Source organism: Microbulbifer litoralis (assembly GCF_023634065.1).
Lineage (GTDB): Bacteria > Pseudomonadota > Gammaproteobacteria > Pseudomonadales > Cellvibrionaceae > Microbulbifer > Microbulbifer litoralis.
Genome location: NZ_JALKCV010000001.1, coordinates 1 through 15,092, shown reverse-complemented (window position 1 = coordinate 15,092; position 15,092 = coordinate 1). Strand labels below are relative to the sequence as shown.

Below are 15,092 nucleotides of genomic sequence, written 5' to 3'. Positions count from 1 at the left end.
GTTCACCTGCAAGCAGGCTCCTGCATGTGGGGGGTAGGGCGCTGCCGAGCCCCGGTCCGGATTTGTTTTCCGCCGCGGTTTTGCGGCGGTGGACCGGGGTCGGTGCGCATGGTCTTGGCCACTTGGGCGGTCGACGCTCTCCCCCGAGAGTTTTATTCGCCTGCCAGCAGGCTTCCTACAGTCTGTCTTCTGGCCTCTGTCGCCGGCCTGCCGTTATTACTGGCAGGCTTCGCAGTCCGGGTCGTCCAGGGAGCAGGCCTGGGGGACCGGGGCTGCCTGCGGTTCGGCGGCCGGGCTGGCGGCGGTGCCGTTGCCAACGCCGGCGCTGACGGCGTTCAGGTTGCCACTGGCGACGGTGGATTTTTCCGTGCTGGTGGCGGCCAGGGCGCGCAGGTAGTAGGTGGTCTTCAGGCCGCGGTACCAGGCCATGCGGTAGGTCAGGTCGAGTTTGCGACCGTCGGCACCGGCGATGTACAGGTTCAGGGACTGCGCCTGGTCGATCCATTTCTGGCGGCGGCTGGCGGCGTCCACGATCCAGCGCGGTTCCACTTCAAACGCGGTGGCGTATTTGGCTTTCAGGTCCGCCGGCACGCGCTCGATTTTCTGTACCGAGCCCTCGTAGTATTTCAGGTCGTTGACCATGACCTGGTCCCACAGGCCGCGCGCTTTCAGGTCGTGGACCATGTAGGGGTTCACGACGGTGAATTCGCCGGACAGGTTCGATTTCACGTACAGGTTCTGGTACGTGGGCTCGATGGACTGGGATACGCCGGTAATGTTGGCGATGGTGGCGGTGGGGGCGATGGCCATCACGTTGGAGTTGCGCATGCCCTGCTTTTTGACCTTGCCGCGCAGGTTGTCCCAGTCGAGCGTGCTGTTGGTGTCCTGCTCGATAAACTGCTCGCCGCGCTGCTCCGCCAGGATCTTGATGGAGTCCAGCGGCAGCACGCCCTTGCTCCACAGGGAGCCGTTGTAGCTCTGGTACTTGCCGCGCTCCTTGGCCAGGTCGCTGGAGGCGGAGATGGCCTCGTAGCTGATGGCTTCCATGGAGGTATCGGCGAACAGCACCGCTTCGTCACTGGCGTAGGAGATACCGGCGCGGTAGAGCGCGTCCTGGAAGCCCATCAGGCCCAGGCCGACCGGACGGTGGCGCATGTTGGACTGGCGCGCGGTGTCGACGGAGTAGTAGTTGATGTCGATCACGTTATCCAGCATGCGCACGGCGGTCTTGACGGTCCTGGACAGTTTGGCCCGGTCCAGTTTGCCGTCTTTACCGATATGCTGCGCCAGGTTCACGGAACCCAGGTTGCACACGGCGATCTCGTCGTTGGCGCTGGTGTTCAGGGTGATCTCGGTGCACAGGTTGGAGCTGTGTACCACGCCGGCGTGCTGCTGCGGGCTGCGCAGGTTGCAGCTGTCCTTGAAGGTGATCCAGGGGTGGCCGGTCTCGAACAGCATGCCCAGCATCTTGCGCCACAGGTCCACCGCGCGCACTTTCTTGTGCAGCTTCAGCTTGCCTTCGGCGGCCAGTTTCTCGTAGTGCTCGTAGCGCTCCTCGAAGGCGGCGCCGAACAGGTCGTGCAGGTCCGGGCAGGTGGCCGGGGAGAACAGGGTCCAGTCCTTGTCTTCGAACACGCGCTTCATGAACAGGTCCGGCACCCAGTTGGCGGTGTTCATGTCGTGGGTGCGGCGGCGGTCGTCGCCGGTGTTCTTGCGCAGCTCGAGGAATTCCTCGATATCCAGGTGCCAGGATTCCAGGTAGGCACAGACGGCGCCCTTGCGCTTGCCGCCCTGGTTGACGGCCACGGCGGTGTCGTTGGCCACTTTCAGGAAGGGCACGACGCCCTGGGATTTGCCGTTGGTGCCCTTGATGTAGGAGCCCAGTGAGCGCACCGGCGTCCAGTCGTTACCCAGGCCGCCGGCCCATTTGGACAGCATGGCGTTGTCCTGGATGGCGCCGTAGATGCCGTGCAGGTCGTCCGGCACCGTGGTCAGGTAGCAGGAGGACAGCTGCGGGCGCAGGGTGCCGGCGTTGAACAGGGTGGGCGTGGAGCTCATGTAATCGAAGGAGCTCAGCAGCTTGTAGAACTCCACCGCGCGATCGTTCTTGTTGTCTTCGTTGATGGCCAGGCCCATGGCCACGCGCATGAAGAAGATCTGCGGCAGCTCGAAGCGGATCTCGTCGCTGTGCAGGAAGTAGCGGTCGTACAGGGTCTGCAGGCCCAGGTAGGTGAACTGGTGATCGCGCCCGGCATCGATGGCCGCGCCCAGTTTTTCCAGGTCGAAGGTGGCCAGCGCCGGGTCCAGCAGTTCCAGTTCGATGCCTTTTTCCACGTAGGCGTGCAGCGCCTTGCCGTAGAGGGTTTTCATCTCTTCCTGGGTGGCGGCCTTGGCCACGCCGAGGAAGCGCAGGGCTTCGCTGCGCAGCTTGTCCAGCAGCAGGAAGGCGGTGGCGTAGGTGTAGTTGGGCTCCTGTTCCACCATGGTGCGCGCGGTGATCACCAGCGCGGTGTTGATGTCCTCCTCGGACACGCCGTCGTAGAGGTTGCGCAGCGCCTCGCTGAGGATGGCCTCGCTGTCCACGTCTTTCAGGCCCTCGCAGGCCTCGTTGACGATGGTGCGCAGGCGCTCCATGTCCAGCGGGATGCTGCTGCCGTCTTCCAGCCGTACGCGGATGCTCGGGTGGGCGTCGGCGGCGGCCGCTTGCTGTTCGGCCTGCTGTTCCTTTTCCCCGGCGCGCTCGGCGCGCAGGCGGGCGTGCTCTTCGCGGTAGAGGACATAGTCGCGGGCGATCTTGTGTTCGCCGGCGCGCATCAGGGCCAGTTCCACCTGGTCCTGGATTTCCTCGATATGGATGGTGCCGCCGGAGGGCATGCGGCGGTTGAAGGTGGCGCTGATCTGGCCCACCAGTTCCTGCACCTGCTCGTGGATGCGGCTGGAGGCCGCGGCGGTGCCGCCCTCGACGGCGAGGAATGCCTTGGTGACCGCCACGGAGATCTTGCTGTCGTCGTAGGGTACAACGGTGCCATTGCGTTTGATGACGCGAATCTGGCCCGGTGCGGTAGCGGCGAGGGTGGTGCCGCCGGCCTGGTCCTTGGTGCTGCCTGTTTTTTCTGCAGGCACAGATTGAGAGCGCTCAGTCTCAGTGTGCATGGAGATCTCCGCAAAGAGTGTTACTGTTTTTTCCGCTTCTGTCCGCCTGGACAGCGCCGCTCGAACGAGTGGACTTGTGCAGAACGGGTCCGTCGTTTCCCCATCCGGATACCGCTGTGGGTAAGCCGGGATGGATACAGGCCGCTTTGACGTCGGCCGGATGCCGGTGAGAGCACCTGGCTTTCGAGTGCCTGCGGCGGATAATCCGTTCCGCCTGATTACCTCTGATCTGCCTGGAATCAGGCGTGTCTGACTGATGGCGCCGCCGCGGCCTGTCGACAGGGTTATCGACCGCTTCGCGACAACGTTGAGTCGGAATTCAACCCCACCAGATTGGGGTTCCGTTCGGCCCGAACCCCTATATATTGGGTGCGCGCCTCAACTGAGCAACAAGATAATGCGGTAGGGGGGCTAATTCAAGGCGAATAACCTTGTGGTTAACTGTGGATAATTTGTGGGTAGGGCCGCTACGTCAGTGGACACTTTCGCGCCAGCGCCCGTCACTGCTGGCGGTGGTTGAATGCTGTACAGCAGAATTTCATCCGCTGGAGCGCTAAGAATATTTTTTAATAGTCAGCGCCCCTCAAATTAACCACGGCAATAACCATTTCGCGTTGATCAGGTGTTGAGCAAAGTGGTACTCGAATGTGCAGCCCTGGTGGCGTTTATTTCATTCGTATGGCTGTGCCGTTCGAAAACTGATCAGGGCGGCGGTGATGCGGGCTGAACCGTCATTCCGGCGGAGGCCGGGATCCAGGCGCCGGGCGGGGCCACTGGATCCCGGGTCGAGCCCGGGATGACGGGGCGGGGCCGGGATGGACCCGGCATGACGGGACGGGCCCGGATGACGGCTGGTGCGCGGCCGAGCGGCCGGGTGGCAGCGGCTTATCCGCGACCTTCCACTGTCAGTTGCTCTGCTCCTGCAGGAACTCCATCAGTGCCTTCTGCGCGTGCAGGCGGTTTTCGGCCTCGTCCCAGACCACGGAGATGCGGTCGTCCTCCAGCAGCTCGCCGCTGACTTCCTCGCCGCGGTGGGCGGGCAGGCAGTGCATGAAGATGGCGTCGCTGTTGGCGCGGCCCATCAGCTCGTGGTCCACCAGGAAGCCGTCGAAGGCGCGCTTGCGCTCCTTCTGTTCCGTCTCCTGGCCCATGGAGGCCCAGACGTCGGTGGCCACCCAGTCGGCGCCGCGCACGGCATCTTCCGGCTTGCGCACGATGGAGACGCGGTCGCCGGCCGCGGCGAGAATCTGCTCGTCCGGTTCGTAGCCGTCCGGGCAGGCGATGCGCAGTTCGAAGTCGCACTGGCGCGCGGCGTTGATATAGGAGTGGCACATGTTGTTGCCGTCGCCCACCCAGGCCACCACCTTGCCGGCGGGGTTGCCGCGGTGCTCGACGTAGGTCTGGATATCCGCCAGCAGCTGGCACGGGTGGTAGCTGTCCGACAGGGCGTTGATGACCGGCACCCTGGAATACTCGGCGAAACGCTCCAGCACGTTGTGGCCGAAGGTGCGGATCATCACCATGTCCACCATGCGCGAGATGACTCGCGCGCTGTCCTCGATCGGCTCGCCGCGGCCCAGTTGGGTGTCGCGCGGCGACAGGAACAGGGCGCTGCCGCCCATCTGCGCCATGCCCGCCTCGAAGGACACGCGGGTGCGGGTGGAGGACTTCTCGAAAATCATGCCCAGCACCTTGTCGCGGAAGGGCTCGGTGGCGATGCCCTGGTTGCGCAGTGCCTTCAGCTCGATGGCGCGTTCGACGACGCCGCTCAATTCCTCTTTGGACAGGTCCAGCAGGGTCAGGAAATGTCTGGTTGCCATAAATAGGTTCCCCCTAACAGTTTGCGGCGCCCCGATCAGGCCGCGCGCCGGGTAAAGGCTTTTATCAGTGTGCCGACGGTATTCGCGATCTGCCCGCACTCGGCGTCGGTGAGCGTCAGTGGCGGCAGCAGGCGCACCACATTGCCGGCGGTGACATTGATCAGCAGCCCCTCGGCGCGGGCCAGTTCCACCAGCTCGGCGCAGGGGCGATCCAGTTCGATGCCCACCAGCAGGCCCAGTCCGCGGATCTCGCGGACCGCGTCGCAGCCGGCCAGCTGTTGGCGCAGCTGCTCCAGCAGTTGTGCACCCAGCTTGTCGGCGCGCTCGATCAGCCATTCGCCCTCCAGCGTCTCCAGCACCGCCAGGCCGGCGCGGCAGGCCAGCGGATTGCCACCGAAGGTGGAGCCGTGGCTGCCGGCGGTAAACAGCTCGGCGGCTTTGCCGCGCGCCAGGCAGGCGCCGATGGGCACGCCGTTGCCGAGGCCCTTGGCGGTGGTGACCACGTCCGGCAGGATATCGTTGTGCTGGTAGGCGAACAGCTTGCCGCTGCGGCCGTTGGCGGTCTGGATCTCGTCCAGCATCAGCAGCCAGTCGCGGCGATCGCACAGGTCGCGCAGCCGGTTCAGGTAGTCCGGTGCCGGCACGTTGATGCCGCCTTCGCCCTGCACCGGCTCCACCAGCACGGCGACGATGTCATCGTGCTCGATCGCCAGCTTCTCGATCGCGGCGACATCGTTGTAGGGTACGCGCAGGAAGCCCTCCGGCAGCGGCGCGAAGCCCTGCTGGATCTTCTCGTTGCCGGTGGCGGTCAGGGTGGCGAGGGTGCGGCCGTGGAAGGCGCCCTCCATCACGACTATCTTGGGCACCGCGTGGCCGCGCTCGTTGCCGAGCCGGCGCGCCAGCTTGATGGCCGCCTCGTTGGCCTCGGCGCCGGAGTTGGAGAAGAACACATTGTCCATGCCGGACAGGTCCACCAGCCGGTCCGCCAACTGCTCCTGGGCCGGGATGTTGTACAGGTTGGAGACGTGCAGCAGGGTGCGCGCCTGGTCGTGCAGCGCTTGTGTCACGGCCGGGTGGCAGTGGCCCAGGCCGCAGACGGCGATGCCGGACAGCGCATCCAGGTATCGTCGGCCGGTGTCGTCCCACACGTAGTTGCCTTCGCCCTTGACCAGGGTCAGGGTTCTGTTTCCGTAGTTCTGCATCAGTGCGGGAGTGGCCACTGTCTTTCTCCTTGGTCGGCCTTGAAAAAATCGAGCCGGCAATACTAGCACAGGCGCGTTGCCGCGCCAGACGCCGCGCGCGCAGAGGGGGCCATTTGGGTTACAATGCCGCCCTCGCAAACTTGTGACGGGGCCGGGCCCCATCGGGCAGCCGATGGCGGTGGCGGGCCGGAATTCCTTCAAACCGAGGTTAGTCATCCCTATGGATACACTGGAAAACATCAAGCAGCAGATCGCCGAGAACGCCATCCTGCTCTACATGAAAGGCAGCCCCAACGCACCCCAGTGCGGCTTTTCGATGCGCGCCTCCCAGGCTTTGATGGCCTGCGGCAAGCGCTTCGCCTATGTGGATGTACTGTCCAACCCGGATATCCGCACCGAGCTGCCCAAGCACGCCAACTGGCCGACCTTTCCGCAGCTGTGGGTGAAGGGGGAGCTGGTCGGCGGCTGCGATATCATCATGGAGATGTACGAGAGCGGCGAGCTGAAGACGCTGGTGGACGAGGCCGCGCCCGAGAGTGAGGGCGGCGAGTAAGTTTGCCGCCGGCCGGAACGAAAAAACCGCGGCTCGCCGCGGTTTTTTTGTTTGTGGGGGCAGTGAAAGCTGCAGGAGGCGAACCCTGTTTCCGCCCCTGTAGCCAAAGCCCGGGAAATCGTTACCCGGCACTTTCCATCTGTGTCTGCAGGTAGTTCTGCATGCCCACCTTGTCGATCAGCTCCAGCTGGGTCTCCAGCCAGTCGACGTGTTCCTCTTCGGAGTCGAGGATTTTTTCCAGCAGCTCGCGGCTGCCGTAGTCGCGTACCGACTCGCAGTATTCGATGCCGTCGCGCAGGTCGGGGATGGCTTTCTTTTCCAGTTTCAGGTCGCACTCGAGCATTTCCCTGGTGTCTTCACCGATCAGCAGTTTGCCCAGGTGCTGCAGGTTGGGAATGCCCTCTAGGAACAGGATGCGCTCGATCAGCCAGTCGGCGTGTTTCATCTCGTCGATGGACTCGTCGTACTCGTGCTTGCCCAGCGCTTTCAGGCCCCAGTTGTCGTACATGCGGGCGTGCAGGAAATACTGGTTGATGGCTACCAGTTCGTTGCCCAGTACCTTGTTCAGATGTTCGATAACCTTGGGATCGCCTTGCATTGCTTTTTGCTCCTGTGGCTCCGCCGATGGACGGTGTGGTTGCGCGCGCGTCCGACTGGATATGACAGGGTCGGCGCCGTTATGACGGTGGAGTTTGCTTTCCCAATAAAACCAAGTCAAGCGCAATAAATGGCTTTTTTTAAGGGGTTAAAGAGTGAAAATTAACGGAAATTGGGCCTAAAAATAAAACGAGAACGATTGCCGTTAACGCTCCGGCTGCCGTTTTGTCAGCGCGCGATCAATCGACGGATACCGAGAATCTTTTTGTTGATGGTATTGCGGTCGAACTGGTCGCCGACAAATTTATCACAGTCTTCCGCGAGCCGGTCCAGGTAGGCATCGAGTGCCCGGCGGTCTTCGAGGCGGGTGCATATCTGCGCCAGTTCATCGAGCTTGTTCAGCAGGTGCCGCATTACCACGCCGCTGGAGCGCCCGTACTCGCGGATTTCGTCGAATGCGGCATCCAGCAGGTCGGCAAAATCCAGCACACTGGTGACCAGCCGCAGTCGCCCGTCTTGGTCGCGGAAACAGTTCGGCAATTGCGGGCGTTGCAGCACCTTGCCGATCCCGTCCACCAGCCGGTCGATACAGGAGTAGGCGGTAAAGGGGTCGTTGATACCGGGCGACAGCGCGCGCACGGCGATCTGCGCCAGTTGATGGATGGAGAAGACGATGTCCTCCTCGGCGGTGGGTTGGTGGCCGGTGCTGATGGTGCCGTCGACAAACGATGTGATCGCCTCGCTGTCGATCTGCCGGGGCGGCTGGTAGATGCGCGCGATGCGCGACCAGTGGTGAATATAACTGCCCGGATGGCAGTCGAGCACGATGCAGCTGTCGTGTTTCTCCGCCCAGTCGAACAGCCGCTGTCGGTCGATCGACAGTACGTAGCCACCGATGTCGCCGTAGATGTTCAGGTAATCGTCGCCGAGGGGCAGGTGCTCGACATCGCAGCAGTCGGCCCTTTCGTCGGGGTGCCGCTCGCCGGGGTAGTGCCGGTCGATGGCTTCGCTGAATTCGCGGTTGATGTGGTAGGTGACATTGTCCACCTGGATCGACAGCGCCACGTTGTGGATGAAGTATATCAGCACGGCGATGCTGATCAGCGACAGCAGCACCGCCATATGCACAGACAGGTCATGGCTCGGTGCGCCGAGGTCGGCGGCGTTGATGCCGCGCATGGTCATCAGGGCGTAGACAAAGGTGGCGAGAAAGATACCGAGGGAGAACTGGGTGCCGCGATCGCGCATGAAATTGCGCACCAGGCGCGGGCCGAACTGGTTCGAGGCCAGGGTCAGGGCGACGGTGGTAATGGAGAATACGGTGCCGGTCACGGTGATGGTGGAGCCGGCGATGGTGGCCAGCAGCGAGCGGGCGCTGTCCGGGTCCTGGAGGCTGATCCAGCCGAAGCCGGACAGGTCGCCGATGCGGATATGGGCGTCGAATACCTGCAGGCCCTCGGACAACAGCAGCGCGGCGACCATCATCATTGCCGGGATCAGCCAGAAGCTGGCGCGCAGTTGCTCGGCGAGGTGCAGTAACCGCTGTTTCATCGCAGACCTGTGCTCGGGCGGGTGGACGCGTCACCCGGAGAGTGTCCGCTAAAGATAGGTCAGCATTGGGGCGCCGGACAGGCTGGGAGATCGGCGCGGGGAGGGGAAGCGGGTCCCGGGATCAGCCGGCGGAGTAGAAGAGGCCGTTGTTGGCATTGGCGATCACGCCGCCGGCCATGGTCTCCTCGATGATCTCCTGGGTCAGCTCGGCGCAGCGGCCGCACTGTGAGGAGACGCCCAGGTGGCGACGCAGGGCCTTGACCGAGGTGGAGCCGTCGTACACCGCCTCCTTGATCTGGCGGTCGGTGATGCCTTTACAGATACATACGTACATCGTCGCTGGAACCTGGCGCAAAAAACGCTTCGTTGTGTGAGTGCGGGAGATCGTATTGCAGTTGAGAATGAGTGTCAATAAGATTCTATCGCGCTCATAAATTATTCTAGTTGTACTTTTCGCGATCGGTACGCCAAGTGTGACCAGTGCAGTGAGGCGGTTCATACTCCTGCCAGCAATCGTTCCCCGCAGACGCTTGAAGACGCATTTATCGACGCCATATAAAAATTTAATGGGACTGATAGTCGGCCCTGTGTATCATAGCTGCCCACTATCAATCCCTATTCGATTTATAGCGATTGCATATAAATTGATCAACTTCACCTTCATAAAACACTCACCACTAGGAATGAGGAGGTTCTCATGGCAGTTCTGGTAGGCAAGCCGGCACCGGACTTCACCGCCGCTGCGGTACTGGGCAACGGCGAGATCGTTGAAAACTTCAACCTGACGGAAACCATCAAGGGCAAGAAGGCGGTTGTCTTCTTCTACCCGCTGGACTTCACCTTCGTGTGCCCGTCCGAGCTGATCGCATTCGATCACCGCCTGGCCGAGTTCGAGAAGCGTGGCGTGGAGGTGATCGGTGTTTCCATCGATTCCCAGTTCTCCCACAACGCGTGGCGCAACACCCCGATCAACGAAGGCGGTATCGGCCCGGTCAAATACACCCTGGTAGCCGACACCAAGCATGAAATCTGCCAGGCCTTCGACGTCGAGTCCGAGGGCGGCGTGGCTTTCCGCGGTTCCTTCCTGATCGACGAAGAGGGCACTGTCCGCCACCAGGTGGTCAACGACCTGCCGCTGGGCCGCAACGTGGACGAAATGCTGCGTATGGTCGACGCACTGGCGTTCCACCAGGAGCACGGCGAAGTCTGCCCGGCCGGCTGGCAGGAAGGCGACAAGGGTATGAACGCCTCTCCGGAAGGTGTGGCCTCTTACCTGGCCGAGAACGCCGAGCAGCTGTAAATCTCCGGCTTGCTCGCGGCGGCGGGTGCGGGTCACCCGCCGCCGGAAAAACCGCCGCCTGGCGGTTTTTTTGTGCCCGGAAATCGCCGCTGGCAACGGTGGTCGAGAGGGTGGGGCGACTGCCGCACGGCCGCAGTGGGCGCGCTTTGGCGCGATGAGTGTGCGGCAGGTCCGATTTCCGATTACAATGATGCACTCCATTCGACCGGACAGACGGAGAGAATCTTTTCGCCGGCTGCTAGTCTTAAGGGAACCCCTGAACAAGTCCCTGGCCGGCTCCGAGTTCCGGCTCAGCGGCTTCCGAAGAACAGTATTGCCGCGGCGGCTCGAAGTACGGCATGAAAGCTTCATTCTTTTTGTATCCACTCGCCCTATGGCGCCGGCACACTGCGCTGCTCTGTGCCCTGATGCTGACCGTCTGCACGGCGTCCGTACCGGCGCGCGCGGACCTGCAGAACAGCGCCGCTGAATTCGATCGCTACTTCCGCCAGTTGATGAAGGCGAAGAGCATCCCCGGTGGTGCCTACGTCATCGTACAGGGTGACCAGGTGGTGGCCATGGACACCTACGGCGTGCGGATCAAGGGCAAGCGCGGCAAGGTCGATCGCCACACGGTGTTTCGGCTGGCGTCGGTATCCAAGACGTTCGCCGGCAGCATGGCCGCGGTGCTCGAGCACGAGAAGAAGTTCAGCTGGGCGGATCGGGTGGTCAGTTTTGTGCCCGAGCTCAGCTTCAAGACCCCGGGCCTGTCGCGGCAGTTGCAGATCCAGCACCTGCTCAGCCACTCCTCGGGCCTGACACCCAATGCCTACGACAACTACCTCGAAGACAACAAGCCGCTCAGCAAGATCCTGCCGAAGTTCGCCAATATCGACCCGCGCTGCAAGCCCGGCAAGTGCTACGGCTACCAGAATGTGCTGTTCAGCCTGATCGAGGATGTGATCTACAAGGCCACCGGCATTACCTACGAGCGCCAGCTCAAGGACCGCTTTTTCACGCCGCTGAAAATGGACGACGCCTCCCTGGGCTGGGAGAGTTTTATGGCGTCGGACAACCGCGCCGCGCCGCATATCCAGACCGGCCGTGGTTGGGCCGCGGTGAAGGTGGAAAAGGAATACTACCTGGCCGCGCCGGCGGCCGGCATCAACGCCAGCATCTCCGATATGGCGCAGTGGCTGAAGGCGCAGATGGGCTATTTCCCCAAGGTGCTGTCGCCGGAGGTGATCGCCGATATCACCACCGAGCGGGTCGAGACCCGGCGCCATATGCGCCACCGCATCTGGCGCGACTACCTGTCCCACGCCGGCTACGGCCTCGGCTGGCGCCTGTACACCATGGGCGATGACCGCATCATCTACCACGGCGGCTGGGTGGCCGGCTTCCGCGCCGCGGTGGCCTACTCGGAGAAGCAGAAGATCGGTATCGCCATCCTGATGAACGCCGAGTCGCGCGTCATCGCCGATCTGACGGCCAATTTTGTCGTTGATATCACCGGCAACGGCAAGCTGGCCACGGCCATGGCCAACAAGTAGGCCTCCGGCACCCGAACCCGGCACCTGAATGCAGAGGCTGTTGACCATTGATCCCCGGCCGCCCTTGAAACCCCGCCAGCCACCCCTATATCTCCTCCCTGTTTCGATCAATCTGTACGGGGAGACCAATCCATGACCGTTGAGGCCCATAAAGAGAGCCACGGTTTCCAGACGGAAGCCAAGCAACTGCTGCACCTGATGATCCACTCGCTCTACTCCAACAAGGAGATCTTCCTGCGCGAGCTGGTATCCAATGCCTCCGACGCTGCCGACAAGCTGCGCTTCGAGGCCCTTTCCAGGCCGGAGCTGCTCGAGGAAGATCCCGAGCTGCGCATCCGTATTGAATTCGACAAGGAAGAGGGCACTCTCACCCTGACCGACAACGGCATCGGCATGAGCCGCGACGAGGTGATCGAGAACCTCGGCACCATCGCCCGCTCCGGTACCGCCAGCTTCCTGCAGAATCTCACCGGCGACCAGCAGAAAGATGCACAACTGATCGGCCAGTTCGGTGTGGGCTTCTACTCCGCGTTTATCGTCGCCGACAGGGTGGAGGTATTCACCCGTCGCGCCGGGCTGGATGCTTCCCAGGGCGTGCACTGGGAGTCCAGTGGCGAGGCCGAGTACTCGGTGGAAAATGTCGAGTGGCCGCAACGCGGTACCCGCGTGGTGTTGCACCTGAAGGACGAGGCCAGGGAATACGCCGACGGCTGGCGTCTGCGCTCTATCATCAAGAAGTACTCCGACCATATCGCCATCCCGGTGGAGATGCTGAAAGAGCAGCCGCCGGCCGCCGAGGAGAAAAAAGAGGAGGAAGCGCCTGCGGCTCAAGGTGAAAAGGCCCCCGAGTTCGAGACCATCAACGCCGCCCAGGCCCTGTGGACCCGCCCCAGAAGCGAGGTGAAGTCCGAGGAGTACAAGGAGTTCTACAAGCATATCTCCCACGACTTCGACGACCCGCTCACCTGGAGCCACAACAATGTCGAGGGCAAGCTGGACTACACCAGCCTGCTGTATATCCCCGGCCGCACACCGTTTGATCTGTACCAGCGCGACGCCGCCCGCGGCCTGAAATTGTACGTGCAGCGCACCTTCATCATGGACGATGCCGAGCAGTTCCTGCCGCTGTACCTGCGCTTCGTCAAGGGGGTGCTGGACTCCAACGACCTGCCGCTGAACGTCTCGCGCGAGATCCTGCAGCGGGACCGCAATACCGACGCCATCAAGACCGCGCTGACCAAGCGCGTGCTGGATATGCTGGGCAAGCTGGCGAAGAATGACGCGGACCAGTACCAGAAGTTCTGGGACATGTTCGGCAATGTACTGAAAGAGGGCCCGGCCGAGGACTTCTCCAACAGGGAGAAGATCGCCAAGCTGCTGCGTTTCTCCACCACCCATACCGACGAGCCGAAGCAGGATCAGTCCCTGGAGGACTATATCGGCCGCATGAAGGATGGCCAGAAACATATCTACTACGTCTGCGCCGACAATTTCGTTACCGCCAAGTCCAGCCCCTATCTGGAAGTGTTCCGCAAGAAAGGGATCGAGGTACTGCTGCTGACCGACCAGGTGGACGAGTGGTTCGTCGGCCATATGAACGAGTTCGACGGCAAGCAGTTCCAGGACGTGGCCAAGGGCGCGCTGGACCTGGGGGAAGCCGAGACACAGGACGACAAGGCCGAGCGCGAGAAGGTCGAGAAAGAGGCCGGCGCGCTGGTGGAGCGGGTCAAGGAAGTGCTGGAAAACCGCGTCGAGGAAGTGCGCGCAACCACGCGCCTGGTGGACTCCCCGGCCTGCCTGGTGGTCAGCGAACAGGATATGGGCCCGCAGATGCGCCGCATCCTCGAGCAGGCCGGCCAGGCGTTGCCGGAGGCCAAGCCGATTTTCGAGGTGAACCCGAATCACCCGCTGGTGCAGCGCCTGGACCAGGAGCAGGACGAGGACCGTTTCGCGGACCTGACCAATATCCTGATGGACCAGGCCAGCCTCGCCGCCGGCAACCAGCTCTCCGACCCGGCCGACTACGTGCGTCGCCTGAACGCGCTGTTGCTGGAACTCAATAGCTAAGCTATTGGGATTCGCCCCGGATTCCGGCGCTGCGCGCCTGCATCCGGGCTACGCCGTCACTCGGGTAGCCCGGATGGAGCGCAGCGGAATCCGGGAAAGGCGTCGCCCCTTGTGCCCGCGTTGCCTCCCTGCGCGATTGTGCGCTTTCTGTACGATCTGACCCAATTCCACATTTTTGTCCCGCCGTCATTGGGCTGCCACCGCTGCCCCTCTATAATCCGCCAAACGCAAGAATAAGATGTACCGGTATGACGACACAGCAAGACCCCACTCCGACGACGACCGAAGCCTCCCTGCCCATCGCCGTACTGGGCGGCGGCAGTTTCGGCACGGCCATCGCCAATATCGTGGCCGGCAATGGCCACGACACGCGCCAGTGGATGCGCGACCCGGAACGCGCCCAGGCCTGCCGGGACACGGGGGAGAACCACTACTACCTGCCCGGCGTGCCCCTGCATCCGGACCTTAAGGTCACCAGCGATCTGGAGTGGGCCATCGACGGCTGCAAGATCGTATTCGTGGCCATTCCCAGTAAATCCTTCCGCGAAGTGGTGCAGAGAGTGGCGCCGCTGCTGGAGGCGGGTACCATCCTGATCTCCACCACCAAGGGCATCGAGCACGACAGCTTCCACCTGATGAGCGATATCCTGCGTGAAGAGACCAGCGGTATGCGCATCGGCGTGCTGAGCGGTCCAAACTTCGCCAAGGAAATTGTCGGCGGCCACTACACCGCCACCGTGATCGCCAGCGAGGACGAGAGTCTCTGCCAGGCCATCCAGAAGGTACTGCACTCGGAAACTTTCCGCGTCTACTCCAGCAACGACGTCTTCGGCGTGGAACTGGCCGGTGCGCTGAAAAATATCTACGCCATCGTTACCGGTATGGCCGCGGCGCTCGATCGCGGGCAGAACACCATCAGCCTGCTGATCACCCGTGCGCTGGCGGAGATGATGCGCTTCGCCGAGGCCATGGGGGCGGACCCGATGACCTTTATCGGCCTCGCCGGTGTCGGCGACCTGATCCTGACCTGCTCCTCCGACCTGAGCCGCAACTACCGTGTCGGTTACCTGGTGGGCCGTGGCCGCGCACTCGAAGAGGCGGTCGCGGAAATCGGCCAGGTGGCCGAGGGGGTCAACACCGTGCGCCTGATCAAGCACAAAGCCGACGAAATGGGCGTCTACATGCCCTTGGTTTCCGCGATTCACGCCATATTATTTGAAGAGCGGCCGATTCCGGAGGTGATTCGCGATTTGATGTCGGGCGCGCAAACCTTTGATGTGGCCTACTCGGCCAAACCCTGATCCCGCCCTGGGGCGC

The 15,092-nt window shown here is 62.6% G+C and carries 11 protein-coding genes; 5 read left to right on the top strand and 6 right to left on the bottom strand.

Annotated features, from left to right (window positions below; genetic code table 11):
- Window positions 1–216: 216 nt before the first annotated feature.
- From MWN76_RS00055 to MWN76_RS00045, 3 genes are all read right to left on the bottom strand, one after another.
- Window positions 217–3,153: a ribonucleoside-diphosphate reductase subunit alpha gene (locus tag MWN76_RS00055; protein WP_250458387.1), complete on the bottom strand. Its 2,937-nt coding sequence runs from the start codon at window positions 3,151–3,153 to the stop codon at window positions 217–219.
- A gap of 905 nt (window positions 3,154–4,058) precedes the next feature.
- On the bottom strand, window positions 4,059–4,973 hold the full coding sequence (gene argF, locus MWN76_RS00050) for an ornithine carbamoyltransferase (RefSeq protein WP_250458386.1): 915 nt from the start codon (window positions 4,971–4,973) through the stop codon (window positions 4,059–4,061).
- 35 nt (window positions 4,974–5,008) lie between these two features.
- On the bottom strand, window positions 5,009–6,193 hold the full coding sequence (locus MWN76_RS00045; RefSeq protein ID WP_250458385.1) for an aspartate aminotransferase family protein: 1,185 nt from the start codon (window positions 6,191–6,193) through the stop codon (window positions 5,009–5,011).
- Window positions 6,194–6,395: 202 nt separating this feature from the next.
- On the opposite strand from MWN76_RS00045, the gene grxD reads away from it, so the two are divergent.
- A complete protein-coding gene (gene grxD / locus MWN76_RS00040) occupies window positions 6,396–6,728 on the top strand; it encodes a Grx4 family monothiol glutaredoxin (RefSeq protein WP_250458384.1) in 333 nt (110 codons plus the stop codon).
- Window positions 6,729–6,849: 121 nt separating this feature from the next.
- Here the strand turns inward: grxD and bfr are convergent, their stop codons facing one another.
- The 3 genes from bfr to MWN76_RS00025 form a co-directional block, all read right to left on the bottom strand.
- On the bottom strand, window positions 6,850–7,326 hold the full coding sequence (bfr, locus tag MWN76_RS00035; RefSeq protein ID WP_250458383.1) for a bacterioferritin: 477 nt from the start codon (window positions 7,324–7,326) through the stop codon (window positions 6,850–6,852).
- 227 nt (window positions 7,327–7,553) lie between these two features.
- Window positions 7,554–8,876, bottom strand: coding sequence for a DUF2254 domain-containing protein (locus MWN76_RS00030; protein WP_250458382.1), 1,323 nt, complete (start codon window positions 8,874–8,876; stop codon window positions 7,554–7,556).
- 121 nt (window positions 8,877–8,997) lie between these two features.
- Window positions 8,998–9,210 carry a bacterioferritin-associated ferredoxin gene (locus MWN76_RS00025; protein ID WP_250458380.1) on the bottom strand — a complete coding sequence of 71 codons (213 nt, stop codon included), beginning with the start codon at window positions 9,208–9,210 and terminating at the stop codon, window positions 8,998–9,000.
- Window positions 9,211–9,573: 363 nt separating this feature from the next.
- On the opposite strand from MWN76_RS00025, the gene MWN76_RS00020 reads away from it, so the two are divergent.
- The 4 genes from MWN76_RS00020 to MWN76_RS00005 all read left to right on the top strand — a co-directional run bounded on the left by MWN76_RS00020 (window position 9,574) and on the right by MWN76_RS00005 (window position 15,076).
- A complete protein-coding gene (locus tag MWN76_RS00020; protein ID WP_250458378.1) occupies window positions 9,574–10,176 on the top strand; it encodes a peroxiredoxin in 603 nt (200 codons plus the stop codon).
- Window positions 10,177–10,514: 338 nt separating this feature from the next.
- Window positions 10,515–11,708, top strand: a complete 1,194-nt coding sequence (locus tag MWN76_RS00015; protein ID WP_250458376.1) for a serine hydrolase domain-containing protein — start codon at window positions 10,515–10,517, stop codon at window positions 11,706–11,708.
- Window positions 11,709–11,840: 132 nt separating this feature from the next.
- Entirely contained in the window at window positions 11,841–13,775 is a 1,935-nt protein-coding gene (htpG, locus tag MWN76_RS00010) for a molecular chaperone HtpG (protein ID WP_250458374.1), read from the top strand.
- A 248-nt stretch (window positions 13,776–14,023) separates the two neighbouring features.
- On the top strand, window positions 14,024–15,076 hold the full coding sequence (locus MWN76_RS00005; RefSeq protein WP_250458372.1) for an NAD(P)H-dependent glycerol-3-phosphate dehydrogenase: 1,053 nt from the start codon (window positions 14,024–14,026) through the stop codon (window positions 15,074–15,076).
- The last annotated feature ends 16 nt before the right edge of the window (window positions 15,077–15,092 follow it).

Bases quoted from the DNA above. Each gene is read 5' to 3' on its own strand.
- MWN76_RS00015 (WP_250458376.1), top strand. From the start codon at position 10,515: ATGAAAGCTTCATTCTTTTTGTATCCACTCGCCCTATGGCGCCGGCAC.
- grxD (WP_250458384.1), top strand. From the start codon at position 6,396: ATGGATACACTGGAAAACATCAAGCAGCAGATCGCCGAGAACGCCATC.
- argF (WP_250458386.1), bottom strand. From the start codon at position 4,973: ATGGCAACCAGACATTTCCTGACCCTGCTGGACCTGTCCAAAGAGGAA.
- MWN76_RS00005 (WP_250458372.1), top strand. From the start codon at position 14,024: ATGACGACACAGCAAGACCCCACTCCGACGACGACCGAAGCCTCCCTG.
- MWN76_RS00025 (WP_250458380.1), bottom strand. From the start codon at position 9,210: ATGTACGTATGTATCTGTAAAGGCATCACCGACCGCCAGATCAAGGAG.
- htpG (WP_250458374.1), top strand. From the start codon at position 11,841: ATGACCGTTGAGGCCCATAAAGAGAGCCACGGTTTCCAGACGGAAGCC.
- MWN76_RS00030 (WP_250458382.1), bottom strand. From the start codon at position 8,876: ATGAAACAGCGGTTACTGCACCTCGCCGAGCAACTGCGCGCCAGCTTC.
- bfr (WP_250458383.1), bottom strand. From the start codon at position 7,326: ATGCAAGGCGATCCCAAGGTTATCGAACATCTGAACAAGGTACTGGGC.
- MWN76_RS00055 (WP_250458387.1), bottom strand. From the start codon at position 3,153: ATGCACACTGAGACTGAGCGCTCTCAATCTGTGCCTGCAGAAAAAACA.
- MWN76_RS00020 (WP_250458378.1), top strand. From the start codon at position 9,574: ATGGCAGTTCTGGTAGGCAAGCCGGCACCGGACTTCACCGCCGCTGCG.